Origin of the sequence: Microbacterium foliorum, assembly GCF_003367705.1 — a bacterium.
Classification (GTDB): Bacteria; Actinomycetota; Actinomycetes; order Actinomycetales; family Microbacteriaceae; genus Microbacterium; species Microbacterium foliorum.
Genome location: NZ_CP031425.1, coordinates 20,490 through 44,702, shown reverse-complemented (window position 1 = coordinate 44,702; position 24,213 = coordinate 20,490). Strand labels below are relative to the sequence as shown.

Genomic DNA, 24,213 nt, shown 5'->3' with positions numbered 1-24,213 from the left:
CGCCAAACGGCTACAGGCCCTCGGCCCAAGCCCGGAACCCCTTGAGCCCGCGCACGACGAGAGTGCAGTGCTCCACGTCCACTCTGCTGGCATGTGCAAGGTGCGCCCAATGGGAGTCCGGCACGACCACATCGCAGTACGGGACGGTGAGGGCGAGCTCGTGTACGTCCACGCGGTCGTGTTGACGGAACGCGTACGACTTGTTTCGGTGCGCGGCGTGCAGCAGCTCGACAATCACCCGCTGCACCGGGAGCGCGGTAATGAATTTGACGCCATCGTTGGGCCCTGTGAACCACTCCGCTCGCTCCCGCGGAGTGATTGCATCGTTGCCGAGCTGCCCGAAGACATCTTTCAGACGACCACGGACGAGACCTCTATACAGCAGCGATGGCTCCGATCCCGGCCGTGTCGCAAACGCGCGAAGCTGCTCCTGCACGTCCACCCACTCATCCCCTTCCCGATGGGTGGGCCGGTAGTCGATCCCCTCCACGTCGTAGGCGTTGTCGACACCGGCGAGGTTCAACCATTCGAACCACTCGGGCGATGCCCTGTCGAAGTCAGCAAGCAGTTCGGGCGGTGCTTCGATCTCAGGCCCCTCGGGAGTTGCCGTGTCAGCCAGGCTCTCCACGAAACGGAAGCGCCCTGCGCGGGAGGCGAAGGCATGCCGTGCACCAGTGCCGAGCATCCACACACGCGCGAGCGGAGCCGCCTGCAGGCCCAACCCCTGACGTCTGGTCTGAATGAACTGAATCGCCTCCTCGACCACGACTTCATGCACCGCACGGATTGTGGTGTAACCGGTGAGTTCAGCCATCGCTATCGCCACCCGTTGGCGTGACTGCTGATTCGCCCGGTTCCATAGCTCGAGGTAGCTTCCCGATGTCAGAGCGACCTGGATTTTGCCTGCATTGGTCGCGGCAAGGAGCGACTCCCACGCACCGCGCAACTCGTGGTCCGGGTACCGTCTCGCCGCAGCTAATTGCACCCACACCCAGGAGTCGAAGGTGCAGAGGAGCGCCGCGGGATCCGGGGGCGTGATCGGGGGCAGGCCCACCTGCTCCTCGTCACCTGCAACGGTCAAGTCGACCTTCAATGCGAAGTCCCCTCTTGCGGCCCCGCTTGGATGCCGCCCAGCTTAGGTGCCGTTCGTCGAATGAGAGAGCCGACACCGAATACAGCCCGTAACGGGCAGGTCAGATGAACAGGGCCTCGAGCAGAGGCACCCACTTTCCAGAGTCGCCGAACGGCAAACCGCCCTCCCACAGACAGTCGGGATGGTCAACGCGACCGGACAGGAAGGGGTTGGGCCCCAGCTTGTGCAGGCGATTCGCGAGCTGCGTCGGCTTCACCACCAGCGGGAATGGCGCCATCGCCGCGCCCGCCGCCTTGATGACGCCGGCGTCGAGAGTGAGGAAGGCATCCACCCCCGCGGACCACGCCGACTCGAGCATCAGCGCATCCAACCCTGGCGACACGTCGAGTACGGCGCGCGTCGCCGGCGTCACCGGGCGCGACCACGTAAATCTCTGGTGCTCTGCACCCCAGTCGTCCGCCTGGAATGTCAGCGCATCCTCGATGCGCTGGAATAGGCGCTCCCGTGCGGCGAGGCGCTCCGGAGACGGTGACTTCTTGAAGTCGTGACGCGTGCGCGGCACGACGATGAAACGGATGTCCCGCACCATCCACAGGTCGAGGATCGCTCCGAGGGCTTCGAGCTCCTCACGGTACGCGTCGTCAACGCCTGGAATGTGCTCCTGGTCCAGGATGAGGCTGCCGTAGCGCTCAAGGTCGAAAATGACGTTCGAGTCAAGGGCGATGAGCAGCGGGCCATCCGCAGCGTCGCCCGCACCTCGAAACAGATCCCGGTCGATGTCGAAGCAGAAACCTGGACCACCGTCGCCGAGCGCTCGAAGAGGGTTGCTTGTCGGTTCCATGCACCGATAGTAGGACCCGGCCGCGCGCCCGGTTGCGACCAATTCGAATCGGAACGTCGAAACCGCGTCATCACCACCGTGCTCAGTGGTCTGGGGGTGCCGGGGCGGGAGCCTTGGTCCGACCATCTGGTCGGGACTGGACCCGGTGCAATCAGGCAAGGCGGGCCTCCTTCCGCCCGCCCTGTGTCCGTCCTTGCGAGAGTAAGATTGCGTCAACGGCTCTGTATCACCACCCGGCATCGGACGCGCCATGCGCAGTACGAGTCAGGTTCGGCGCCCCCCTCGGATGAGGTCGGTGACCTCGTCGTAGCTGCGGAAACCCTGGATGAGCTTGCGCACGAGTCGGTTGACGACATCGTCGCCGTGCCCTTCCAACTCCACCAGATGCGTCGTCGTCACGGCCTCGTAGGTGTCAAGCGGGTACACGTACCGCTGACGCAGGAACCTTCCCTTGCGCTCCTCGACAGCCCAACTGACCTGGCCTTTCAGGCCGTCTACGTAGAGCCCAACCCCCCACGGCCCCCGGTAGTCCATCTCCTCAGACACCGCCTGGGCTAGTAGCACCGCACGCCACACCCAGGAGATCAGCCCAACCTCGAAGAACACAGCGCGCTGAGTCCCCTCGCTTGCAACGTAGTCCGACAGCCCACCCATGAGGACGCGGAACGACCCATCATCATGGATCTCTGCGTCTAGGAGGGATCTTTCGTCGAACCACGACTCAGCGAGCTTGCCCTCCTCATCGAGCGTCGTCCACGCAGCACCAGCTTCACGAGCCACCCACCGGTGGCCGTCCTGCAGCGTTGGTTGGAACGGAAGAAGTGACCGGGCAAGCCCAGCCTCTACCTCGACGAACAACGTGACCGCCTGCTGCTGGTCGTGAGCGCGCGCAATATGTTCGAGCGCATCCTCCCGATAGTTCGACAAGGGGACGGCCGCGAGATGCAGGTGCGCGTGCTTCTGCCCACCGTCGAGCGACATGTTCCGGGACACCCAGGCAGTGAGCGCCTCCTCGACGAGCTCCCGTTCCTTGCGGCGGTCCTGGTGCAAGCGCACAACCTCAGCGTCAGTCAGCTGCCGTTTCGTCCGGTCGCCCCGTGCGTAGTACCGCCCATCCGACATGTGAGGTGCATGCGGGGAGGGAGGAATCTCCACGAGCAGGTATCCGGTGCTCGGGTCCGCATCCGACGGGATGTCGGTGACGCGGATGGGAAGCGGGGGGTCGATCCGTGTCGCGGCGATCTGCTCGATCCGCTCCGCCTCCCCCGCTAGTGCGAATGGCACCCGAGTGAAAGTTCGCTCCTTCGTGTCCTCCGCAACGCCGAAGAGAAGTGCCCCGCCGCCGATAGAGAAGCTCGCGAGGTCGCGAGCGGTCTCCCTACGCCCTTTCTCGTTCGCGGTGACATCGGACCACTGCTTGACATCCAAGCTGTAGTTCTCGGCGAGGTTGCCTTCGTCGATGGCCAGCTGAATGTCGTGTTCGGTGCGCGGGGTCCACATGGCTGTCACTCTGCCAGAAGCCCCCGCTTCAGGTATAAAGGCGTTCCGAATGTCCTAGATGAGGCCTACAGTGGCGGCATGACGACGACCGACGGGGATCTCATCGCCTGGCACCGCGACAGTCTTCCTCCCGCCCGCAAGGCGGATTGGCAAGTTCTGCCATGAGCACATAGGTCACGGCGATGAGCGACAACACTGACCAACCGGAGCCTGCACCTCATGGCCGCGAGCGGAAGATTCGCTCGCGAGACCAGATCATCGAAGATGCCCGTCGCCGTCGCACCCGCCGCCCCGAGGAGGAGCCATGACCGGCGACGCCCAGTCGAACCCATGGGCTGAGATCGTTGGCCCTTGCTACACGGTGACAAGCATGGCGCGCACGCTCGGCTGGACCGAGAACGAAGTCGTCGAAGCCGGGGACCAGTTGCGTCTCCTCATGTTGCGCACCGACGACGACGTCCTCCTGTTCCCCGCGTATCAGCTGCACGACGGGAAGATAGTCGAGGGACTACAAGACATCCTCCTCGTGCTCCAGACTGGGACTGCGGGCAGGTGGACGTGGGCGCAGTGGCTGAACGTTCCATTGCCCGACCACGACCCGCCCCGTAACATCCAGCTTCTAATCGATGGGCGCCTCGATGAGGCGATCCGCGAGGCTGAGCACGACGCGTGGTCGTAAAGTTCGTAGCATTTCCCTCCAACCGGGCGAGGACGCTGAAGTAACCGCTGCCTGATGCACTCCAGCCGCCACAGGGAACCCCGCCCAGCCAAACCACGTGTCAGCCGTCTTGGTTGCCTATCGCGGCACCAAGGCCAAAGCGAGTCGTGCTCGCTGCCCTCACCCTGCCACGACGAAGACACCGGCATCCGTTGGGCATGAGGTGGGGACAGAGACGCCGTCTGCAGTCCCGTCATTGTTACCGCCGCCGAGGGCGTCGGCCGGCTCCCCGACTGCGATGTCCTGGTCCGGAACCACGGATGATCCACGCAGGCGCAGAGTATCGCCGTCCCAGTTCGCGATTCCCTCCGGGAACGCCGGGATGACGGCGTCACCTTGGTCGTTCACGAAGATGACGCATCCGTCGCGGACTTCGAGCACACCTGCCAACTGTGCGCCATCTCCTCCGGGCTCACCCGACGGAGTGTAGGTCGCCAGCATCTGATTCTCTGTGCCGACTGAGGCGGATTGACCGCACCCGACGAGCGCGATTCCCGCGAGAAGAACCAGCGTGGAGCCCGCCACACTTCGCATGCCGCTCATCTCGATCCACCGCTCAAAAATCAGTTCATCCCGCTGGTCGGTACGGGATCTTGGTGGCGATGCCAAGACCGCCCTGAAGGCCCTTGATGCTTCCGAGCGCGGCTACAACGTGCCCGACGTTGCACGGATCACCGAGCCTCCATCGTCTCCAGGGATCGGCACGAACCCTGCCGGCCTAGACAGAAAGATACAGATGCCCGTGCTCGTGAATGTCGATACCGGAGCCACTCCCCAACGCCCCACCCACAAGCCTCTTGAATGCCATCGTCTTGGGCGTGCGCAGAGCTGTCGCCAAGTGCCCCGCACCGTTCTGGCTAACCAACACATGGGACGCGCCCGGGAACAGTGATTGCGTCGTTGCACCTGGACGGTGCGTTCCATGATGCGGTGCGAGAACCACTCTGTAGGACTCTGCCAGCCGAGGCGTCACTGTCGCATCTCGTTGCAGCCGTAGCAGCGCATTGAGCCCCGCTCCGCCGCAGTCGCCAAAGTTCACCACCGTTGACGTGGAATGAACAACGCTGAGGAGGTTGGTGTATTTCGACAACCTGTGGCTGAGGCGTAGCACGCTTTCATCATCCAGCCCCAACCCGTCGATAACGTCTGCGGCGGGCTTCAAAGCGCGGTCGCCTTGGAGTTCGAACTCCACCTCCACGTCCTGCTGTCTGTCGACACCAGCTTCCCAGTCCTCGTAAACCGCGTACAGGGCTTCCCGAAAACTTGGGTGCCGTCGGACAAGGTCGTCGATCTCATCTTCCAGGCTTTCCATACCCCGACGCGTGACATCCCTGAAACTACCCACGTCCGCGGGCGGCCAGTGAACATCCCACTCCGCGCCCGCGGCAGTGAACTTCCGACCTCTGCTCACGGTAACCGGGTGAACTACAACGCCCTTAGCGCGCCACTCGTCGATGATCTCCGAGACTGGCGTGATCGATGCGCCTGCGCGCGCGGCCTGAAACAGGAGATGTGCGGCCTGAACCGCCCCGACACGACGTGGCAGTAGGTGGGGGTAGTACAACGTCACTTCCTTGGGAGCTTCTTCCCACACCGATGGGAAAGCCTTGATGCCCGCCCAGTGGTCTGCATCGAAGTGTGTGATCAGCACCGCCTCGATGGCACTCGACGACGTTCCCAGAGCGCTGCTGAGGATCTGCGCCGATTCCTCACCACGACCGCTAGGGGTGGCGCCGCAGTCGACAATGAGATGCTTCTGATCCCAGGGCTTGGTAAAAACCGAGCACGCTCCGTCGCCGACATTCAACACCCGCATATACATGCTCTGGAGCTCCCCCTCGGCCGTTCTTATCCGGGCCGGTTCACTTGGTCTTCATCACCGATACCAAAGAGGCTACGGCCTGGCGGTTGGGAATGTGGTTCTGAGTTGTGGACATTTCGTTGAACGAAGGGCGTTTCCGCAACGCGGGTAACCACCGATCTCGTCCTGCTCTGGTATCGCTGGACTATCCACGTTCGGATCGCCTTCATCCGCTCGGTTCCGCAACAAACCCATTCTCACGCAAGCATCTTTCACCCTGAGGTTGAGAGGTCCAGAGGTGGGCTGTCCCTCCCGCGTGCAACGCTGCATCGACGCTCCGTTGCACGTCATCGAAGTAGAGGATTTCAGCTGGCGCAGCTCCAATGGACTCCGCAACGCTGAGGTAGAGTTCGGCGTCGGGCTTGGTTAGCCCGAGTTCAGCCGAGAAGCACCAGTCCGACACCCAACGCGCCCACGAACTCGCACGAACCGCCTCGCCCTTACGGACTGCGCGAGTCCCGCCATACGCTCCCCTGCTGCATTCGCTGCGGAGGTGTCCACCGAGCGCCGATCCCCGTCAGAACCGATGCCGATTCGGCCGCTTGCGCCGCGCGAGCCGCTGGCCCTTGGACTCCATGTGGAATTGTCATCATGTTGAGCACTGGCCCCGGCGCGAGGATGCCTCCTCCTGCAACGGTCGCGGCACGCTCGGCAGTTCAATGACTTGCTTCGACCGGGGATGCACTCTCCGCGACACTCTCTCGCCCCATACCCTGCGGCACATTCGGACGCCTGACGGCAGTTCTCGGAAGAATCCGCGAATTTGGCTGCCGCCAGGGCCCTGCCAAGGTCATTACCGTCGACTTATCCCTGTTCAGAGGCGATAAAACTACCCTCCAGCCAAGGTGACCAAGTGCAGAACCTATCCCTATAGAGATTTCGAGAGAGAAGTTGCCCTTTCTTCTACTACTTACTTTTTGAACTCTTACATGAACTAACTACTACTTGGCAGCCTTGGCAGGGTCGTTGCCTACTGGCCCGGTACAGTGCCTGCTCCCCACACTCGAGGCACATGGCATTGTGTGCATCTACCGCAACCTAAGTGCTCTCCGCATACCGGCACTCCTGACCACAGCGGAGCATGGCCAGACGCTCCTGTTTTTGGACAGCAGCGCGCCCCAGATCAAGCTTGCAGGTGCCATCGTTCACGAGCTCGGACACTGGGCCTTGGGCGATCAGCGCCCGACAGGTGTCGAAAGTGATGCGGATGCCTTCGCTGCTGCCTTCCTCATGCCCGGGCGAGAGGTGATCAACGACAAGACGCTCGGCCCCGGCCTAGACCTCGCGCAGGCCGCCACGATCTGGGGCGTCCCGACCCGCGCGCTTGCCCGGAGGCTTCGGGAACTCCGACAGATCACGGAGCGTCAGCTCCGTGATCTCATCCGGGACACCAAAGAGTTGGGTGCGAACGAGGGACGCAAGGCGTTGCTCGGCGCACCGTCCACACTAGTTGAGACAGTGCGCAGCGCTGGCGGGTCGCATGCGGCTGCCTCCAAGGCTTTCCTCTCCGTGGAGCAGTTGCGCAACGACTACCTCGCCCGCTCGGGTCGCTAGCCTGCACTCCCCGAGACTCGCTCGACATCCTTCGCTCCCGATTCAGAGCCATCGCCGCTGACGTTGCTGTGACGCAGGTACAGCAGAAGAGCGCGCACGTGCGGCGACGAGCTCTGCAGATCTTCAAAATCGTTGCCGTACCTTCTTGCGACCTGATCGAGGACGTTCCGCAACCACACGTCCGCGATGCGGATGCCCGCGGCGTGACGGTCTCTTCGTCCCTCGCACAGCGCAAGAAGGAACTCGTATGCCGCGCCTCCAGCCTCAGAATCAATGTTGTCCAGCACGAACCACAGCAGGTCGGCGACGGCGTGACTGGCATCCGCATCTGCCGTGTAGTGAAGCTCGCCGGGCTCGGCAGCTCGAATCAGGGCTCCTTGGATCACTGGATCGTTGAACCGGTCGAACAACGCCGGGTTTAAGACGTACCCGTGTCTCCGGGCGGTGAGAACGCGGCCGTCCACTTGCGAGTTTCGACGGCGAGATTCGTAGAGCAAGTGAGCGACGGTTGCATAGATCTCCGCATGCGTCGGATCCTCACCACTGTGATGGTCCGACCAGTCGAATGGCCACAACGCGAAGTTGCCATTCACCACCTCGATGGGCAAGCCTTTCTTGGCTCCGACGAACAGCTTCCAACTGTCCAGACGGCCGAGCTCCTGCATTCGTGGTTCCAGAGCAGAAACGAGACCGCTGTGCGCCGAGTGCCGGGCCAGCCATGCCCCCACCTCTTGGAGGGTGACCAACTCCCGATCCCACGGCGTTTGCGCGTCGGGAAAGCGTGGCTCTCTAGGCAGGCGCCAGATGTAGTTCAGATTGGTGGTCTTGTTGTTGCTTCGTCGCTCGAGTGTTCGAGTGAGGATGGTCCATGCCGTGGACGATTCCGGATGTGCGACGGCCACGAAGTACTCGGGATGGTAGTCGCCCTTCACTTTCCGCAGCTCTCGGCTGATGCTGGTGAGCGCGCGGCCAGAACCCAGTACGGCGGCGACCACCAAGACAGTGCCATCACCAATGTCCGTCAGGCTCGTAGTGCCGGCGGTGCGCCATTCACGTCGCCGGACATCAGTTTCCTTCAGATTGTGTTCGGGCGAGGCACCAAGGAAGTGATCTGCGAGGAACTGTCCTAGCGCAACCGAGTCGTTGTCCAGAAGGGAGATGACCGCACCTACCGGCTGGTCGGCGGCAACAGCTGCCTTCGCCTCAACGAGGATGCGTTTGGCGATGTGGGAAGACGGGGCGGAACTGATCACGTCACCAAATCTCGTCGTGACTCCATGCGGTGACCGATCCGCGCCGGTGCCCCCGTCGAAGGTGATCACGTCAGAGCCGAGCAAGTCAAAGAAATAGGTCGACCCGTCGAACTCAGTGATCTGTGCTTTCCGCGCCTCGCCCGTGAGATTCTGGAAAGGTCGGTCGATGAAACTCGGCATCCGAAGGTCCAGCTCACTAGCTGCGGGAAAGAACGAATCGCCCTCCAGCTCGATGGCGCCGCTGCCGTTTCCGCAGATGACGCACGAGGCTGATTCGTACGCGTCGTACGGTTTGATTCTGGACTCCCGCACTCCCGGGAATAGGTTCCCGGTGCGGTCGCTGATGTCGCAGATAAGCCGGCCCGACTCTGTCGACCATTCCGCCTGAGCTAGGAAGAACAGGGTGGCGACACGCGGCGCCGGAACGTTCTTCGTGGTGATGACGTGACGCGCGAGAGTGCCGGACGTCGAGCCGGAAATCAGAACGAGGTCGTCGACGGCTGGGTGCAGACAGGCGGCGACACCGTCGTACCCGCCGAACGTCTCGACCCGACGGATCGCAACGCCGCCCGTGCGACGCTGGAGGTCCATGAACGCATACCCGCCAGCGGAGACGGAGGCAGTGTCCACCCACAGTGTTGCCTCGTCGCTGCACGGCGGAAGCGCACGAAGCATCGCCAATGCGACAAAGTAGGCATGCTGCACGCGGGACACTGCTTGCGAGGCGCGTATGAAGTGCGTCGAGTGTTTTCCACCTGGATGGGCAAAGTGGAATCCGGCTGCCGCTGCCGCGAGAGAATCGGTGTCGCGAAAAATCTGCCGCAACCCGTCCACGATGATGTCGTCCTCGACATCGTTTGTGATCTTCGGAATCGAAGACGTGCGCGGTCGGAATCGCTCGCGGAGCCGTCCCGATGCGTTGACGGTGAAGAATCGGTACTCCTGCGGAATACCTGTACCCCCGAAGGTGAAACGCTTTGACCTTCGCAATTGTTGATACAGGTCGACCATGTCCGAGGGAAAGACAAACCACACCTCTGAAACCTCAGGACGAAGTGTCAGGTACTTCCGCAGGTCCTGCACGAAGGTGTCGTCGGGAGTGAAACGGACACCGGTCCAGTGGATCGCGACGAACACAGGGTAGCCGTCGCGCGTGATGTCCGTGACGAAGGTGAAGGCGTCCTCGTTGACGGATGTTCGCTGTTCGCTCACGTGACCACCTCGAAGTCCACGGGGTAGGCGATGGTCACGGCGGTTCCCAGGCGGGGGCCGACGATGAAGTCATCCGCGTGGAGGGGAATCCAATCGAGCATGAGCGGGGGTTGGGGAACTTGGACGGTGTCCGGGAGCACCGGGTCGAAGGGGCTATCGACGAAGTTGCGGAGGATCTCAACGTTCCCGGTGCGTACCGACATGTATCCGCGAAGGGTGGTGAGGCTCTGCTGAACCCGCGCGAGACCGATGTTTCCCAGGTCGACGCGGCGCCGCTTCAAGTGCTTCGCGAGCGCGGCTATGAGATAGCCCACCTCCGTGTCCTCGGAGAGGAGGTGCTCCTCGCCGAGGCTGCGAGCGACCGACCGCGCGAGGCCGACGCCGCTGTCGATCACAGTGATACTCCCGAACGTCATCCTCATTATGCTGCCGTTCGTGAGAGCTCCGGCCACTCCTGCAACGTCCTTGACGTATGCGGCAAAGCTCTGGTCAAACCTGCCCATCTGGACCAGCGTCTGCGGAGTGTAGGTGTACTCCCGGAACGTCAGCGAGCGATAGTTCGCGCCCGTTCTGCCGCCCGCCCACCGTGACGCGTGCCATTCGGTGTTCTGAACGAGCTCAAAGAGAATCTCCCCGACCTCGTCATGCATTGGCTTCGCACGGGAGCGGACTTTCTTCACCAGGCTGGACGCGACCCCTCGCACCTGGGGGGCGCGACGCCCGAGGTTGAGGAACGGCTGACCATCGGCAGTTGATTGCATATCCGGAGGAAGCGTGCGCGTGACGTACGTCTCACCGCCAGACTGCATCGCTCGCTCCCCAAACTCCAACCACGGTTTACGTACGGGCGTAGGCGACGGCCACAGGTCGTGGTACAGAGTTCGCGCGGTTTCCTCGATACCCAAATGACCATCTGATAGGGCGTGCAAGTCCGGGCTTGTGCGGTTGGTGAACGTGTGCGCTGCGAGCAACAGTGACTGAGTGGCCACGTCACCGTCCCCGTGATGCGTGGACAGGAACCGGCGTTCCGCAAGCACGTCACGCGCAAGCGGTTGGACGATGTCGGTGACATCGGCACCATCACACACGATGCGCTCGGCGAGAAGGAACGCGACAACCTCGACGTCCGAAAGCGCATGACGATTGCGAACGCGAGACACCGTCAAGGGCGGCAGCACAAGCACCGACCCGAGGGTGTCTTGCCCCCACGTGAGAATGAGTTGCAGCCAAGCGCTGAACTGCCCTGGGCTCGCCGGGTGGAGTGTGTCACCCAACGTCAAGGTCATAGGTGCACCGTCGCCGGCCGCGATGAGCTGATGGGCAGCTACAAGCTCAGGACGAGTGGTCGCGGAGTCCAACCTGATGTGTTCCATGGGCTCCACCTTTCGGTCAACGGCACCGCGGCCAGCCTAGTGATAGCGGAGGGTCTGCAAGGACGTCGCGGTTTGGAGCCGTCCGCAGCGGCGCAACAGCACTACGAGAGCTTGACGCCGTGCAGTTGGAATCGAAGCAGCCCGCGATCTTCCGTGGCGACGGCTGCACTAGGGCCGAGCTCTTCACCACAACGGGCACCCCGCAACATCTTGACCCAGCGACGCCGCAAGCACCGACCCGGATCATCGATGGCGTCTCAGAGCTGCGACGCCCGCACCAACGCCTCACGAAGATTGTCGTCATCATCAGATGTCTCCCACTGCGCGATCACCACACGGAGGCTCCGCTCCTCTTCTGGAGAGAAAGGCGAGGCAAAGCGAGAGACGAGGACAAGAGGTGCTGTCGCGTCGTCTTGACGCAGCTGAGCCGCTGCGAAGGAGCGAGCTCGGACGACTACGGGCGTCCGAGCGAACGACACCTCGAGCGCGACCGGAACACCCTCGACCTCGACGACAGCATCTGCTCTCGAGTTGCTGATCTCCGGCTCACGGAAGACGAGAATCCCCGGGCTAAGGGTCGCCAGAGCGTTCAAGACCCTGCGCTTGTAGATCTCGTACTCGCGAACGGTAGCCTCAGCCGCCGGGGACGCGGCTACTGTTCCGTTATTCGCTTTCACATATGACGTGAGTGCACGAAACGCCGCTTCGTTCGACGCCTCGGCGGACTCGGCAGATGCGACAGTTGGGGTGCCTGACCCGACCCTCGGGGTCAGAGCCTCGATGAGCCCCGAGCAAGCGGCACGCTGCACGTCTGTTGACGCGGTGCGCGCGAGGCTTTGAAGAGTGCTGATTGTCACCTCGCCGGGCAATGGGATGTCCCCTTCTCGCCCGGGCAGGGCGCGGCCCGACGCCCACTCAAACGAGTCCCACCACGACGAACCGGCCGCGGTCTCGCGCTGGTGCTGCAAGCTCTCCCTCGACACGGCGACCTGGCGAAGGATTCCAAACAGCGCGATGAGCGCGGCTACGGCGGCGATGCCTGGACTCTTGGCGAAGTCGCGCAACCACAATCCCCAGTTGTTGAGATCTGCGGTGATGAGAGCCGGTGCCAGGCACACCCCCAGGATGAAGAACAGAGCGCAGAGGGCAGCAACAAGCGAGACCTGTTTCAGCCTGCGCCGGCCAGAGTGTTCTGCCACCTGCTCAGATTATCTGGCAGAAGTTGCGTGTGCGGCCTGTAAGTCAGCCGGCACTGTCGCGTTGTCCTCGAAGCCTGGCCACCGACCCATTCCAAAGCCCACGCGAAGTGTAGCACCGGGCGGCGCGCTCCGAAACGCGCCTCTGACGGCTCCACGCCCCGCGGCAACGATCTATTCGGGCACCGCGATGAGGGCATCGCCCCCGGGGAACGAGCCGAGGCGTGCGCGCTGATAGGAGTTCAGGGTTGCAGTCGCCTGGAACCTGATCCACTCCAGGATCACCGGGGTCGCGCCAGGATCGCCCGATACCGGGAGCCGTCCGAGCATGTGCGCGACCCTTCCGACGTTCTGAGCCACGACGCACCATCGTCGTGGCACCGAGTCCGGAGGGAGACCTTCCGCAAGGTTCACGGAGGCATAGTAGAACTCCAATGATTCGCGTTCGTCTACCGAGAGGTCGGCAGCTTCCCGGTCAATGAGCTCGATGAATGGGGTGGCGTAATCTTCCATACTTCGCCCATGCGCGGTGGCTGGAGAAACCAGCTATGCCGGTAGGTCTCAGAGGCCGGACTCAGTCATCAGTGCGGCGACGGAGATACCGAGAACATCCGCCAGGCCGGCAAGCGTCGCCATCCTTGGGTTAGAGCGACCCGCTCCGTCCTTACGGCCCGTGGATCGACCCGCTTCAATGAGCTGCAGCTGGTTCTTGGTGATGCCAGCTTGGTACGCCAGAGACTCCTGCGAAAGACCGCTTTCGTTGCGCAGACGCCGGAGGGTCACCCCTAACTGCCTCGGACAGTCACTTCGCCGCTGTCGACAAGCAGTTGCCAATCGACATGCATCGCCAATGGTTGCTCTGCGAGCCTGCTTCCTGAGACTCGGAGCGGCTGTTCGCCATCGTCTGAAACGAACTCCCAGTACGCATCCACGATCTGAGTACCCACATCGCCCGTGTTCGTGACCTCTATGTCCAACTCCCAGACCTCTCGCGTGCGGTGCCCATCGGAGCTCTGCTCGCTAGTGTGCATCCAGTTTCCGGACACCGTCAGCAGCGGACGCTCCCAGCGATAGTGCCTGAAGATCTGCCACCCCAGCGAATACCCGCCAACAACGAAAGCGAGAACGCTCACGATGAGAGCCGCGAGCGCGATGCCAAAGTTGGGGCCCTCGAACGAGTCGGGCGGAACCGGAAGCGGCGTCATGCCACAACAGTAGTAATGCATGACGCTCGCAAGGCTGCAGTGAAGTCCCTTATGAGGAGCCGACGCCCACGAAGACGAAAGCGCCGGTCAGAAACCTTCTCTGACCGGCGCTTTCAATTTACGAACAGTTTGCCCTGAATAAACGAACAGAGCCCGCTGTGCGCGAGGGGGGACTTGAACCCCCACGTCCATAAGGACACTGGCACCTGAAGCCAGCGCGTCTACCATTCCGCCACTCGCGCGAGTCTGTCGGGCTCCGAAGAACTCAACTTCCCAAAGATATCACGCGATCCGCCCTGCGATGAAACCAGGACCGCGACCGTCCGCAGGACCCAGGCACGGATGCAGGACGAGACGGCCGTTCCGTTCCTGCAGACGTGCCGAGGTCCGGCATCCGGCACCGATCGGCGACCTCGAGACACCACCACGGGATGCCTCCGCACTCCCCCTCTCCCCCGGATTCTCGGCGTTCTCCCGCTTCGCGAGGGCGTTCACCCAGGCCACCTGGCTACGATGTCCCTACCGGTCGGTATGCCAGAGGAGCCCAGTGGGACTACTTGACAGCTTTGAGAAGGGTCTCGAGCGCGCTGTGAACAGCGCGTTCGCGAAGACCTTCCGCAGCGGCATCCAGCCTGTGGAGATCGCTTCGGCCCTGCGGCGTGAGGCCGACACCAAGGCGGCCGTGGTCAGCCGCGACCGCATCATCGCGCCCAACAGCTTCGTCGTGCGCCTGAGCACCGACGACGCCGAGCGCATGCGGACGCTGGGCGCGGCCCTGACCGACGAGCTGCACGCTCTTCTCTCGAAGCACGCGAAGTCTCAGGGCTACAGCTTCTCGGGGCCGCTCTCGATCGACCTCGAGGCAGACGACAAGGTCGCCACCGGCACCGTCAACGTCAGCTCGGGAACCGTCGAGGGCCGCGTCAACTGGCAGGCGGTGATCGACGTCGACGGTCGGCGCCACCCCCTCACGCGCGCTCGCACGGTCATCGGACGCGGCTCCGATGCCGACATCACCATCGGGGATGCCGGATCCAGCCGCAAGCACATCGAAGTCCTCTGGGACGGCGAGCGCGCCATGATGCGCGACCTCGGCTCGACCAACGGCACCAAGGTGAACGGTCAGAAGGTGCGCGAGGCCGCGCTCCCCACCGACACCACCATGACCATCGGACGCACCGACCTGGTGTTCCGCATCGTTCCCGTCGCCACCCCGTCACGCCCGCCTCGGCCGCGTGACGACGATGCGACCCGTGCGTTCGGAGCCCTCTCGTGAGCACACCCAGTGAACTCGTCCTCCTGCTGCTGCGCATCGGCTTCCTGCTGCTGCTGTGGTTCTTCGTCTTCGGCGTCATCTACTCGCTGCGTGCCGACCTGTTCGGCATGAAGGTGCGCAAGCTCCCGGCCGAGGCCACCGCGGGCGCCCCCGCTCCGGCACCGGCCGCAGCACCCGTCGCATCACGTCCCGCGTCGGCCAAGGCCAGCACCGGTCCTGCGACCATCGCGACCGCCAAGCGGCTCGTGATCACCTCAGGACCCAAGGCCGGTCTGGAGCTGCCGCTGGGCACCGACACCCTGACCATCGGACGCTCGAGCGAATCGGCGCTGGTGATCCGCGACGACTACACCTCCAGCCATCACGCGCGCCTGATGCTGCGCGGCGACAGCTGGGCGATCCAGGACCTCGACTCGACGAACGGCACCTTCGTCGCCGGTCAGCGCGTCACCGGCGGTCCGGTCGGTCTCGCTCTCGGCACCCCGATCAAGGTGGGCGCCACGACCTTCGAGCTGCGAGCCTGACCCGGGCATGGTCTTCGAAGGCTCGAGCGCCGCGATCTCCCATACCGGGAAGGTCCGCTCCAACAACCAGGATTCCGGGTACTCCGGGGCGAACCTCTTCGTCGTGGCCGACGGCATGGGCGGCCACGCGGGCGGCGACGTCGCCTCGAGCATCGCGATCCATCGGCTGGAGCCTCTCGATCAGCCCTACGCGTCGGTCGAAGACGCGCAGGCCTCGCTGCAGGCCGCCGCCACGACGGCTGCCGGCGACCTGATCCGCGCCGCGAAGGATCGCCCCGAGCTCGCAGGTCTCGGCACCACGCTCAGCGCCATCATCATGGTCGACGACTACGCGGTCATCGGCCACATCGGCGACTCGCGCATCTACCTGTACCGCGACGACGCGGTGACCCAGATCACCGCGGACCACACCTTCGTGCAGCGGCTGGTGGACTCGGGACGCATCACCCCCGAGGAAGCCCGCTACCACCCTCGGCGCTCGGTGCTCATGCGCGTGCTGAGCGACATGGACGCGGATCCCGAGCTCGACATGTTCGTCATGCACACGCAACCGGGCGACCGCTGGCTGCTCTGCTCCGACGGTCTCTCGGGCGTCGTCGACGAGGACCATATCCTCAAGGCGATGCGCATGGGCATGGCTCCCGGGCGCACCTCCGACAACCTGCTCAAGCAGGCGCTCGACGGCGGAGCTCCCGACAACGTCACGATCGTGCTCGTCGAGGTCGGCGGGCAGCATGCCATGCACTCGGGCACGCCCACGATCGTCGGCTCCGCGTCGAACCCCTCGAACGTCACGGTCCCGCCGGTGCGCGCCCCCCGCGGCAACTGGCTGCACCCTGTGCGCCAGGCCGCCAACGAACCCAGCCACTTCGAGCCGGCACCCGAGTACCTCGAGGAGCTCATAGAAGAGGACCGCCGTCGCGCCAAGCGCCGCCGCTGGGGCTGGATCGCCGGGATGCTCGTCGTGCTCGCGATGCTCGCGTTCGCCGCCTTCGCCGCCTACAGCTGGACGCAGACGCGCTACTTCGTCGGCGCCGATGACGACAGCGTCGTGATCTATCAGGGCGTGCAGCAGAACATCGGGCCGATCACGCTCTCGACTCCGCTGCGCGACACCGACATCCTGCTCGCGAACCTGCCGCCCTATCAGCGCGACTCCGTGGAGCGCACGATCACCGCCCGGTCGTTCTCCGACGCCGAGGCGATCGTCTCACGTCTGCAGGCCGGCGCCGATCGCGTCACCGGCGAGACGCCGCTGCCCACTCCCCTGCCCACGCCGACGGAGGATGCGGGATGACCACCGACGTCACGGCGGACACGAGCGTCATCACGGCGCTCCGACGCATGCGGATGCCGCAGACGCAGCGCAACCGCGAGTTCTGGCTGCTGCTCTTCGCGGTCGCGATCAGCGGCGCATCGCTCACCCTCGTGCAGCTCGGCGCGCTCGGCCTGATCGACCCGATGATCCTCGCGATCGGCGGCGGCCTTGCCGTGCTCGCCTTCGCGGTGCATTTCGTGCTGCGCGCCGTCGCCTCCGACGCCGACCCGTTCGTGCTGCCGATCGCGACCCTGCTCACCGGCCTCGGCATCGCGATGATCTACCGCATCGACATCGCCAAGTCGCTCACCGGCTGGAACGCGTACTCGACGAAGCAGCTCGCCTGGTCGGCGATCTCGCTCGCCGGCGCGATCGCCTGCGTCATCCTGCTGCGCAACTACCGCGTGCTGTTCCGCTACACCTACATCTTCGGCCTCTCGGGCATCCTGCTGCTGCTGCTGCCGTTCGTGCCCGGCCTGCGCATCCCCGACGCCAACGCCGCCGTGTGGGTGTCGCTCGGCGGCATGTTCGCCTTCCAGCCCGGCGAGCTCGCGAAGATCTGCCTCGCCATCTTCTTCGCCGGCTACCTGGTGCGCACTCGCGAGAGCCTCACCTCGGTGGGAACCAAGTTCCTCGGCATCACCTGGCCGCGCATGCGGGAGCTCGGTCCCGTGCTGGTGGTGTGGGCGATCTCGCTCGGCATCATCGTGATCCAGCGCGACCTCGGCACGGGAACCCTCATCTTCGGGATGTTCGTGGCGATGCTCTACGTCGCCACGGGCAAGACCAGCTGGGTGCTCATCGGCCTCGCCCTGGTCGCTGCGGGCGTCGCCGTGGCGACGCAGATCCTCAGCTACGTCCAGGGGCGCTTCGTCAACTGGCTGTTCCTGTTCGATCCCGAGAAGGTCGACCCCGACGGCGCCGGGTTCCAGCCCATGCAGGGGCTCTTCGGCCTCGCGCACGGCGGGCTGCTCGGCACGGGCTGGGGTCAGGGGCGCCCCGAGGTCACTCCTCTGGCGCACAGCGACTACATCATCACGAGCCTCGGCGAGGAGATCGGCCTCGTCGGGCTGTTCGCGATCCTCTGCCTCTACATGGTGTTCGTCAGCCGCGGCATCCGCATCGGCCTCGCCGGTCAGGACGACTTCGGCAAGCTCCTCGCGACGGGCCTCTCGTTCACGATCGCGCTGCAGGTGTTCATCATGGTCGGCGGCGTGACCCGCGTCATCCCGCTCACCGGTCTCACCACGCCGTTCCTCGCCGCCGGTGGATCCTCCCTCGTCGCCAACTGGCTGATCGTGGCCGTTCTGCTGCGCATCTCCGACGGTGTCCGCAGCCAACCCCGGGCGGTGATCGGCTGACATGACCACAGCTTTCGTAGGTTCGGTCGCTGAGCGCCCTTCGTCTCGCTTCGCTCGCTCAGGAACCGGAGCGCAGCGACGGGTCGACGAGCGCTCAGGAACCGGAGCGCAGCGACGGGTCGACGAGCGCTCAGGAACCGGCGCGCACTCCGGTCGAGGGGGCGTCACATGACCAAAGAACTCCGCCGTCTCAGCATCGTGATGCTGTTCATGTTCATCTCGCTGTTCGCCGCGACCAGCTGGATCCAGGTCGTCGAGGCCGACACCCTCGCCCAGGATCCGAACAACCGCCGCACGCTGCTCGACAGCTACGAGATCCAGCGCGGCTCGATCATCGTCGACGACGTCGCGATCGCCTCGTCGACCCCGTCGGAGGATCGCTACCAGTTCCAGCGCGTCTACACCGACGCCGCGATGTGGGAACCGGTCACCGGGTACTTCAACCCCGCTCTGCAGTCGGCGACCGGCATCGAGCGCGCGATGAACGCCGACCTCTCGGGCACCGGGTCGAGCGCGTTCTTCGCCGAGATCGAGCGCATCCTCTCCGGGCAGCCGCAGACCGGGTTCAGCATCGAGCTGAGCCTCGACACCGCGGCGCAGACCGCCGCGTACCAGGCACTGCAGGGCCTCAACGGCGCCGTCGTCGCGATCGAGCCGAAGTCGGGACGCATCCTCGCGATGGCATCGACCCCCGGGTTCGACACCAACCTGCTCGCGACCCACGATGCGGATGCCGCGAACACGACCTACGATCAGCTCGTCGGCGACCCGACCAAGCCGCTGTCGAACCGTGCCATCGCCGGCGACCTCAACCCCCCGGGCTCGACGTTCAAGCTCATCGTCGCCGCGGCCGCGTACGAGTCGGGAAAGTGGACGCCGGACTCCACACTGCCGAACCCCGCACGCTTCCAGCTGCCGGGGTCGAACAACACCGTGGCCAACGCCTGGGGCAGCACCTGCGGCGACGGCGACACGGTCACGATCTCCGAGGCGATCAGACTCAGCTGCAACATCCCGATGGCAGAGCTCGCGGTGCAGCTCGGCGACGACGCGATCCGTGAGATGGCCGAGAAGTTCGGCTTCAACCGCAGCTTCTCCACGCCCCTCGAGTCCACGCCGTCGAGCTACCCGCAGGGTCTCGACGACGCGCAGACCGCGCTCTCCGGTTTCGGCCAGGGCAAGGTCACGGCGACGCCGCTGCAGATCGCCATGCTCTCGGCAGGGATCGCGAACGACGGAGTGGTCATGAACCCGCGGCTCGTCGACACCGTGATCGGCAACGATCTGTCGGTGGTGCGGGCGTTCGACGACACCGAGTTCGGGCGTGCGCTCGACGCCACGGTCGCCGATCAGGTGACGGCGTCGATGGTCGCCAGTGTCTCGAACGGCGCTGCCCAGGGTGCAAGAATAGACGGGGTCGATGTCGCCGGGAAGACCGGTACGACCGAGAACGGAAACAAGCCTTACACGTTGTGGTTCACCGGTTTCGCACCGGCGAACGACCCCGAGGTGGCAGTAGCGGTCCTCGTCGAAGACGGCGGCGGACAAGGGCAGTCAGGATCCGGCGACACCATCGCCGCTCCGATTGCGAAGAAGGTCATAGAGGCGGTGCTGGGCAGATGAGACCGACGCAGGGTGTGTCGTTCGGTGGTCGCTACGAGCTGCAGTCGCGTATTGCGATCGGCGGCATGGGCGAGGTGTGGGAGGCGACGGATCACGTCATCGGACGCACCGTGGCCATCAAGATCCTCAAGGACGAGTACATGGGGGACCCCGGGTTCCTCGAGCGGTTCCGCGCGGAGGCGCGACACGCTGCGCTCGTCAACCACGAGGGGATCGCGAGCGTCTTCGACTACGGCGAGGAGAACGGCAGCGCCTACCTCGTCATGGAGCTCGTGCCCGGCGAGGCACTGTCGACCCTTCTCGAGCGCGATGGCGCGCTGAGCGCCGACAAGACGCTGGACATCGTCGCTCAGACGGCATCCGCTCTGCAGGCAGCGCACGCCGCCGGACTCGTGCACCGCGACATCAAGCCGGGAAACCTGCTGATCACGCCCGACGGCCGCGTCAAGATCACCGACTTCGGAATCGCCCGCATCGCCGACCAGGTGCCGCTGACCGCCACCGGCCAGGTGATGGGGACCGTGCAGTACCTGTCGCCCGAGCAGGCATCGGGGCACCCGGCATCGCCGGCCACCGACACGTACTCGCTCGGCATCGTCGCCTACGAGTGCCTTGCGGGCAAGCGCCCGTTCACGGGTGAGTCGCAGGTCGCGATCGCGATGGCGCAGATCAACGAGCAGCCGCCGCCGCTGCCGCCCACCGTGCCGATCCCGGTGCAGAACCTGGTCATGGCGATGATCGCCAAGAAGCCGGCCGACCGCCCGTCGTCGTCGGCCACCGTCGCCCGTGCCGCGCAGGCCCTGCGTCGCGGCGATCTGAACTCCGCAGCCATCGCGGTGCCGGCCATCGCCACGGGCGGCGTCGCCTCCGATGACGCGACCCGCCTTCTCACGTCATCCGGCACCGAGGGAGCGACCCGCGTTCTCCCCACCACCGCCCAGCTCCCCACCAGGGTCGCTGCGGACGAGGATGCCGAGACCACGAAGAAGAAGCGCAGCCCGTGGACCTGGCCGCTCATCGCGCTCATCGCCCTGCTGGTCATCGTGCTCGGCGGAACCGTCTTCGCGCTGATGAACCAGGGTGACGCCGACCCCGCGCCCGTCGAGACCACCGCCACCACTCCGCCGCCCGCGCCGTCGAACACACCGACGCCGTCGAACACGCCGACACCGGAGCCCGAGCTCGTCGATGTCGGGGCCCTCGGCCTCGAGGGTATGCAGTGCGAGGCCGCGCGAGCGGCGGCGACGAACGCCGGTCTGCAGGCCGAGTGCGTCGAAGGCAACTCCGTGGCATCGAGCGCCGAGCAGGAGGGCACGGTCGAGTCCGTCCAGCCCAGCGGCAACGTGCCCCCCGGCACCGTCCTCACTCTGACCACGTACAAGGCTCAGGTCCAGGTGGGCAAGCCCACGGGAACCCCGACGCTCGCAGGAACGCCCACGGAGGGCGAGCCCGTCACCATCAACTGGCCGTCGTTCGAGTGCCCGTCCGGCACCCCCGCGCGATCCGCCTTCGAGGTGACGCTCACGAACGCCACGTTCTCGGGCGGGAATCCGGGTGAGTCGATCCGCAGCTTCGGACCGAGCATCCTGTCGACCCAGATCATCCCCGGAACCGCGGGGCAGAGCATCACCGCGACCTTCCGCGTCTTCTGCGGAAGCGACATGCCGTCCGAGCAGTCGGATGCGATGAAGGGCGTCGTGATCATCCCCGCTGTGACAGAGGGTGGCGACGACCAGGGCTGATCGGACGATCGCACCGTAGTCTGAAAGAATTCATCAGCTGGTATCAGGGGGTCAGTACGTGTCGACAGAGCCACGCGTTCTCGCGGGACGCTACCGCGTCGACGAGCTCATCGGGCACGGCGGGATGGCGAAGGTCTACCGCGGCCAGGACCTGACGCTCGGTCGTGCGGTGGCCATCAAGATCCTCGATCCCGAACTCGCGCGGGACACGGCGTTCCGCACGCGGTTCCGCCTCGAGGCGCAGTCGGCCTCGCGTATGTCGCACCCGTCGATCGTCCGCGTCTACGACGCCGGCGACCCGTCGACGGCCGACAGCGGCACCGATGAGCCACCGTACATCGTCATGGAGCTGATCAGCGGCACGCTGTTGAAGGACATCATCGCGAGGGGCCCGGTGCCCGTAGACGACGCCGTGCGATACGTCGACGGCATCCTCGAAGCGCTCGACTACTCGCACCGCGCGGGCGTCGTGCACCGCGACATCAAGCCGGGCAACGTCATGGTCACCGACAAGGGCCAGGTCAAGGTCATGGACTTCGGCATCGCGCGTGCCGTGTCGGACTCCTCGTCGACGGTCGCCGAGACCACCCAGATCATCGGCACCGCCGCCTACTTCTCGCCCGAGCAGGCCAAGGGCGAGCCGGTCGACGCACGTGCCGACCTGTACTCCACAGGTGTGGTGCTGTACGAGCTTCTCACCGGGCGCCAGCCGTTCCGCGGCGAGTCTCCCGTCGCCGTCGCGTATCAGCACGTGAGCGAGACCCCCGTTCCGCCGACCGAGGTCAACGAGGACTCCCCCGGGGCCCTCGATCCGATCGTGCTGCGCGCTCTCGCGAAGGACCCGTACCAGCGGTACCCGGATGCGGCGCACTTCCGCTCCGCGCTGGATTCCGCCGTCTCCGGTCACGCCCCGAGCCGCAAGGAGCTCGGCGCCCTGACCAGCGAGCTCTACGGTCCGAGCCCCCGCGCCGCGCAGGAGACCGCCCGCTCGCTGAGGCAGCTGAGCACCGATACGACGATGGCGCGGACGCAGTCCGGTCCTCCCGTCGCCTGGATCTGGGCGGGTGTCGCACTCCTCGCCGTTCTGCTGGCGTCGGTGCTGTTCTGGGTATGGACGCTCAGCATGCGTCCCGACGAGGTGCCCTCGACGTCACGGCAGGTGCCCGACCTCGTGAACGTGTCGTCCGAACGCGCGCAGGACGACCTGAGCGAACTCGACCTCACGGCGAAGCTCATCCTCGAATCGAGCAGTGACATCACCGAGGGCAATGTCATCCGCACCGACCCCGAGGCCGGCACCGCGGTGCGCGAGGGCGACTCGGTGACCGTGTACGTGTCGTCCGGCAAAGAGACCGTCGTCGTTCCCATGCTCGAGGGCCTGTCGCTCTCGGCGGCGAAAGATGCCCTCGCCGCCGCCGGTCTCGAACTCGGCACGGTGATCCAACGGAACGACAACGGTCTGGCCGCCGACACCGTGATGGAGGCGAGTGAGGATGCCGAAGCCGAGGTCGCACCGAAGACGGTCGTGAACCTCGTGGTCGCCAGCGGCCGCGTGACCCTCACCGACGTCACCGGCTGGACGATGGAGGCGGCTCAGGCGGAACTCGAGCGCATCGGTCTCACACCGAGCCCGGTCGAACTCACCGACTGCCCCGGGGCGACCCCGCCGACGGTCGCCTCGATGTCGGCCGCGCCGGGCGATGTCGAGATCGGGTCGACGGTCGAACTGCGTTACTGCGCGGCCGCAGCGGGCTGAGTCGGACCGGCGCCCGGCCCCACCAGCGGATGCAGTCGTTCCGCGCGAGCGACGGCGGAGTCGTCGCCGCACATCCGCAGCCAGTTCGCGAGGAGTCGGTACCCACCCTCGGTGAGCACGCTCTCGGGGTGGAACTGCACGCCGACGAGGGGCAGCGTCGTGTGCTGCAGTGCCATCACGGTGCCGTCGCCGGTACGCGCGGTGACGACGACGTCATGGGGCAGTGTCGACTCTGCCAACGCCAGTGAGTGGTACCGCCCGGCGGTGAAGGGCGACGGGATGCCGGCGAACAGTGCCGACCCGTCGTGCACGACCTGCGACACCATGCCGTGCATCAGCTCCGCCGCCTCGGTGACCGGGGCGCCGAACGCGGCGCCGATGACCTGGTGTCCGAGGCAGACGCCGAGCAGCGGCGTTCCCGTACGGGCCGCGATGCGCACGGCGTCGAGGGATGAGCCGGCATCGGCCGGCGAGCCCGGACCCGGTGAGACCATCACGCCGTCGACGTCGGCGAGCAGTCGCTCGAGCGCCGCGGCGTCGATGGCATCCGCCTCGACGAGCGTCACCTCGGCGCCGAGTTCTCGCAGGTAACCGACCAGGGTGTGCACGAAGCTGTCGTGGTTGTCCACGACGAGCACTCGCGTCATTCGAGGTCGACCTCGCCGGGGGCGACGATCGGGCTGATCCAGGGGAACACGTACCAGAACAGACCGTAGAGCACGGCTGCGATCAGCACGAGGAGAAGGAAGAGCTTGAGCCACCACGGACCGGGCAGCAGGCGCCAGAGGGCTGCGTACATGTGTCGTC

Annotated in this window: 23 protein-coding genes and 1 tRNA gene; 9 read left to right on the top strand and 15 right to left on the bottom strand. The window is 65.2% G+C overall.

Features of this window, described 5'->3' with window-relative positions; all coding sequences use genetic code 11:
• Positions 1-10: 10 nt before the first annotated feature.
• The 3 genes from DXT68_RS00225 to DXT68_RS00215 all read right to left on the bottom strand — a co-directional run bounded on the left by DXT68_RS00225 (position 11) and on the right by DXT68_RS00215 (position 3,434).
• A complete protein-coding gene (locus DXT68_RS00225; RefSeq protein ID WP_162829095.1) occupies positions 11-1,081 on the bottom strand; it encodes a hypothetical protein in 1,071 nt (356 codons plus the stop codon).
• Positions 1,082-1,193: 112 nt separating this feature from the next.
• The gene (locus DXT68_RS00220) at positions 1,194-1,934 is read right to left on the bottom strand and encodes a hypothetical protein (RefSeq protein ID WP_156149287.1); all 741 of its coding nucleotides are present in this window, start codon (positions 1,932-1,934) and stop codon (positions 1,194-1,196) included.
• 264 nt (positions 1,935-2,198) lie between these two features.
• Positions 2,199-3,434, bottom strand: a complete 1,236-nt coding sequence (locus tag DXT68_RS00215; protein ID WP_045254041.1) for an ATP-binding protein — start codon at positions 3,432-3,434, stop codon at positions 2,199-2,201.
• A gap of 304 nt (positions 3,435-3,738) precedes the next feature.
• Between DXT68_RS00215 and DXT68_RS00210 the strand changes: the two genes are divergently transcribed.
• Positions 3,739-4,113 (top strand): hypothetical protein, encoded by a 375-nt coding sequence (locus DXT68_RS00210; RefSeq protein ID WP_052677706.1) that lies wholly within the window; start codon positions 3,739-3,741, stop codon positions 4,111-4,113.
• A 159-nt stretch (positions 4,114-4,272) separates the two neighbouring features.
• On the opposite strand, the gene DXT68_RS00205 is transcribed toward DXT68_RS00210, so the two are convergent.
• From DXT68_RS00205 to DXT68_RS17390, 3 genes are all read right to left on the bottom strand, one after another.
• Complete coding sequence (locus DXT68_RS00205; protein ID WP_045254039.1) at positions 4,273-4,695, bottom strand: hypothetical protein; 423 nt, start codon at positions 4,693-4,695, stop codon at positions 4,273-4,275.
• Between the two features lie 175 nt (positions 4,696-4,870).
• Positions 4,871-5,974: an MBL fold metallo-hydrolase gene (locus DXT68_RS00200; protein WP_045254038.1), complete on the bottom strand. Its 1,104-nt coding sequence runs from the start codon at positions 5,972-5,974 to the stop codon at positions 4,871-4,873.
• 205 nt (positions 5,975-6,179) lie between these two features.
• On the bottom strand, positions 6,180-6,416 hold the full coding sequence (locus tag DXT68_RS17390) for an HAD-IA family hydrolase (RefSeq protein ID WP_115760429.1): 237 nt from the start codon (positions 6,414-6,416) through the stop codon (positions 6,180-6,182).
• Positions 6,417-6,958: 542 nt separating this feature from the next.
• On the opposite strand from DXT68_RS17390, the gene DXT68_RS00190 reads away from it, so the two are divergent.
• Positions 6,959-7,567 (top strand): ImmA/IrrE family metallo-endopeptidase, encoded by a 609-nt coding sequence (locus DXT68_RS00190; RefSeq protein ID WP_082068913.1) that lies wholly within the window; start codon positions 6,959-6,961, stop codon positions 7,565-7,567.
• On the opposite strand, the gene DXT68_RS00185 is transcribed toward DXT68_RS00190, so the two are convergent.
• From DXT68_RS00185 to DXT68_RS00160, 7 genes are all read right to left on the bottom strand, one after another.
• Positions 7,564-10,032, bottom strand: a complete 2,469-nt coding sequence (locus DXT68_RS00185) for a hypothetical protein (RefSeq protein WP_045254036.1) — start codon at positions 10,030-10,032, stop codon at positions 7,564-7,566. The genes DXT68_RS00190 and DXT68_RS00185 overlap by 4 nt on opposite strands.
• On the bottom strand, positions 10,029-11,405 hold the full coding sequence (locus DXT68_RS00180) for a hypothetical protein (protein WP_045254035.1): 1,377 nt from the start codon (positions 11,403-11,405) through the stop codon (positions 10,029-10,031). Before DXT68_RS00180 ends, DXT68_RS00185 begins: the two co-directional genes overlap by 4 nt.
• Positions 11,406-11,662: 257 nt before the next feature.
• Positions 11,663-12,604 (bottom strand): hypothetical protein, encoded by a 942-nt coding sequence (locus DXT68_RS00175; RefSeq protein WP_045254034.1) that lies wholly within the window; start codon positions 12,602-12,604, stop codon positions 11,663-11,665.
• A 171-nt stretch (positions 12,605-12,775) separates the two neighbouring features.
• The gene (locus DXT68_RS16855) at positions 12,776-13,114 is read right to left on the bottom strand and encodes a hypothetical protein (protein ID WP_156149286.1); all 339 of its coding nucleotides are present in this window, start codon (positions 13,112-13,114) and stop codon (positions 12,776-12,778) included.
• 48 nt (positions 13,115-13,162) lie between these two features.
• Positions 13,163-13,384, bottom strand: coding sequence for a helix-turn-helix domain-containing protein (locus tag DXT68_RS17385; RefSeq protein ID WP_208856517.1), 222 nt, complete (start codon positions 13,382-13,384; stop codon positions 13,163-13,165).
• A 2-nt stretch (positions 13,385-13,386) separates the two neighbouring features.
• Positions 13,387-13,806 (bottom strand): hypothetical protein, encoded by a 420-nt coding sequence (locus DXT68_RS16850; protein WP_162829092.1) that lies wholly within the window; start codon positions 13,804-13,806, stop codon positions 13,387-13,389.
• A 159-nt stretch (positions 13,807-13,965) separates the two neighbouring features.
• Positions 13,966-14,048: transfer RNA gene (locus DXT68_RS00160), tRNA-Leu, on the bottom strand.
• 305 nt (positions 14,049-14,353) lie between these two features.
• Between DXT68_RS00160 and DXT68_RS00155 the strand changes: the two genes are divergently transcribed.
• The 7 genes from DXT68_RS00155 (at position 14,354) to pknB (ending at position 23,406) form a co-directional block, all read left to right on the top strand.
• On the top strand, positions 14,354-15,082 hold the full coding sequence (locus DXT68_RS00155; RefSeq protein WP_045254031.1) for an FHA domain-containing protein: 729 nt from the start codon (positions 14,354-14,356) through the stop codon (positions 15,080-15,082).
• On the top strand, positions 15,079-15,606 hold the full coding sequence (locus DXT68_RS00150; RefSeq protein WP_045254030.1) for an FHA domain-containing protein FhaB/FipA: 528 nt from the start codon (positions 15,079-15,081) through the stop codon (positions 15,604-15,606). The genes DXT68_RS00155 and DXT68_RS00150 overlap by 4 nt, the downstream gene beginning before the upstream one ends.
• Positions 15,607-15,613: 7 nt before the next feature.
• Positions 15,614-16,903, top strand: coding sequence for a PP2C family protein-serine/threonine phosphatase (locus DXT68_RS00145; protein ID WP_045254029.1), 1,290 nt, complete (start codon positions 15,614-15,616; stop codon positions 16,901-16,903).
• Positions 16,900-18,285, top strand: coding sequence for an FtsW/RodA/SpoVE family cell cycle protein (locus DXT68_RS00140; RefSeq protein WP_045254028.1), 1,386 nt, complete (start codon positions 16,900-16,902; stop codon positions 18,283-18,285). Before DXT68_RS00145 ends, DXT68_RS00140 begins: the two co-directional genes overlap by 4 nt.
• Positions 18,286-18,453: 168 nt before the next feature.
• Entirely contained in the window at positions 18,454-19,908 is a 1,455-nt protein-coding gene (locus DXT68_RS00135) for a peptidoglycan D,D-transpeptidase FtsI family protein (RefSeq protein ID WP_045254027.1), read from the top strand.
• Entirely contained in the window at positions 19,905-21,650 is a 1,746-nt protein-coding gene (locus DXT68_RS00130; RefSeq protein ID WP_082068912.1) for a protein kinase domain-containing protein, read from the top strand. The genes DXT68_RS00135 and DXT68_RS00130 overlap by 4 nt, the downstream gene beginning before the upstream one ends.
• A 58-nt stretch (positions 21,651-21,708) precedes the next feature.
• Positions 21,709-23,406, top strand: coding sequence for a Stk1 family PASTA domain-containing Ser/Thr kinase (gene pknB, locus DXT68_RS00125; protein WP_045254026.1), 1,698 nt, complete (start codon positions 21,709-21,711; stop codon positions 23,404-23,406).
• Here the strand turns inward: pknB and DXT68_RS00120 are convergent.
• Both DXT68_RS00120 and DXT68_RS17035 read right to left on the bottom strand, forming a co-directional pair.
• Positions 23,382-24,053: an anthranilate synthase component II gene (locus DXT68_RS00120; protein ID WP_045254025.1), complete on the bottom strand. Its 672-nt coding sequence runs from the start codon at positions 24,051-24,053 to the stop codon at positions 23,382-23,384. The genes pknB and DXT68_RS00120 overlap by 25 nt on opposite strands.
• Positions 24,050-24,205 (bottom strand): hypothetical protein, encoded by a 156-nt coding sequence (locus DXT68_RS17035; RefSeq protein ID WP_045254024.1) that lies wholly within the window; start codon positions 24,203-24,205, stop codon positions 24,050-24,052. Before DXT68_RS17035 ends, DXT68_RS00120 begins: the two co-directional genes overlap by 4 nt.
• Positions 24,206-24,213: the final 8 nt, after the last annotated feature.

Coding starts and splice junctions, on each gene's coding strand:
- DXT68_RS00220 (WP_156149287.1), bottom strand. CDS start 1,934: ATGGAACCGACAAGCAACCCTCTTCGAGCGCTCGGCGACGGTGGTCCA.
- DXT68_RS00215 (WP_045254041.1), bottom strand. CDS start 3,434: ATGTGGACCCCGCGCACCGAACACGACATTCAGCTGGCCATCGACGAA.
- DXT68_RS00210 (WP_052677706.1), top strand. CDS start 3,739: ATGACCGGCGACGCCCAGTCGAACCCATGGGCTGAGATCGTTGGCCCT.
- DXT68_RS00205 (WP_045254039.1), bottom strand. CDS start 4,695: ATGAGCGGCATGCGAAGTGTGGCGGGCTCCACGCTGGTTCTTCTCGCG.
- DXT68_RS00200 (WP_045254038.1), bottom strand. CDS start 5,974: ATGTATATGCGGGTGTTGAATGTCGGCGACGGAGCGTGCTCGGTTTTT.
- DXT68_RS00180 (WP_045254035.1), bottom strand. CDS start 11,405: ATGGAACACATCAGGTTGGACTCCGCGACCACTCGTCCTGAGCTTGTA.
- DXT68_RS16855 (WP_156149286.1), bottom strand. CDS start 13,114: ATGGAAGATTACGCCACCCCATTCATCGAGCTCATTGACCGGGAAGCT.
- DXT68_RS16850 (WP_162829092.1), bottom strand. CDS start 13,806: ATGACGCCGCTTCCGGTTCCGCCCGACTCGTTCGAGGGCCCCAACTTT.
- DXT68_RS00145 (WP_045254029.1), top strand. CDS start 15,614: ATGGTCTTCGAAGGCTCGAGCGCCGCGATCTCCCATACCGGGAAGGTC.
- DXT68_RS00140 (WP_045254028.1), top strand. CDS start 16,900: ATGACCACCGACGTCACGGCGGACACGAGCGTCATCACGGCGCTCCGA.
- DXT68_RS00135 (WP_045254027.1), top strand. CDS start 18,454: ATGACCAAAGAACTCCGCCGTCTCAGCATCGTGATGCTGTTCATGTTC.
- DXT68_RS00130 (WP_082068912.1), top strand. CDS start 19,905: ATGAGACCGACGCAGGGTGTGTCGTTCGGTGGTCGCTACGAGCTGCAG.
- DXT68_RS00120 (WP_045254025.1), bottom strand. CDS start 24,053: ATGACGCGAGTGCTCGTCGTGGACAACCACGACAGCTTCGTGCACACC.
- DXT68_RS17035 (WP_045254024.1), bottom strand. CDS start 24,205: ATGTACGCAGCCCTCTGGCGCCTGCTGCCCGGTCCGTGGTGGCTCAAG.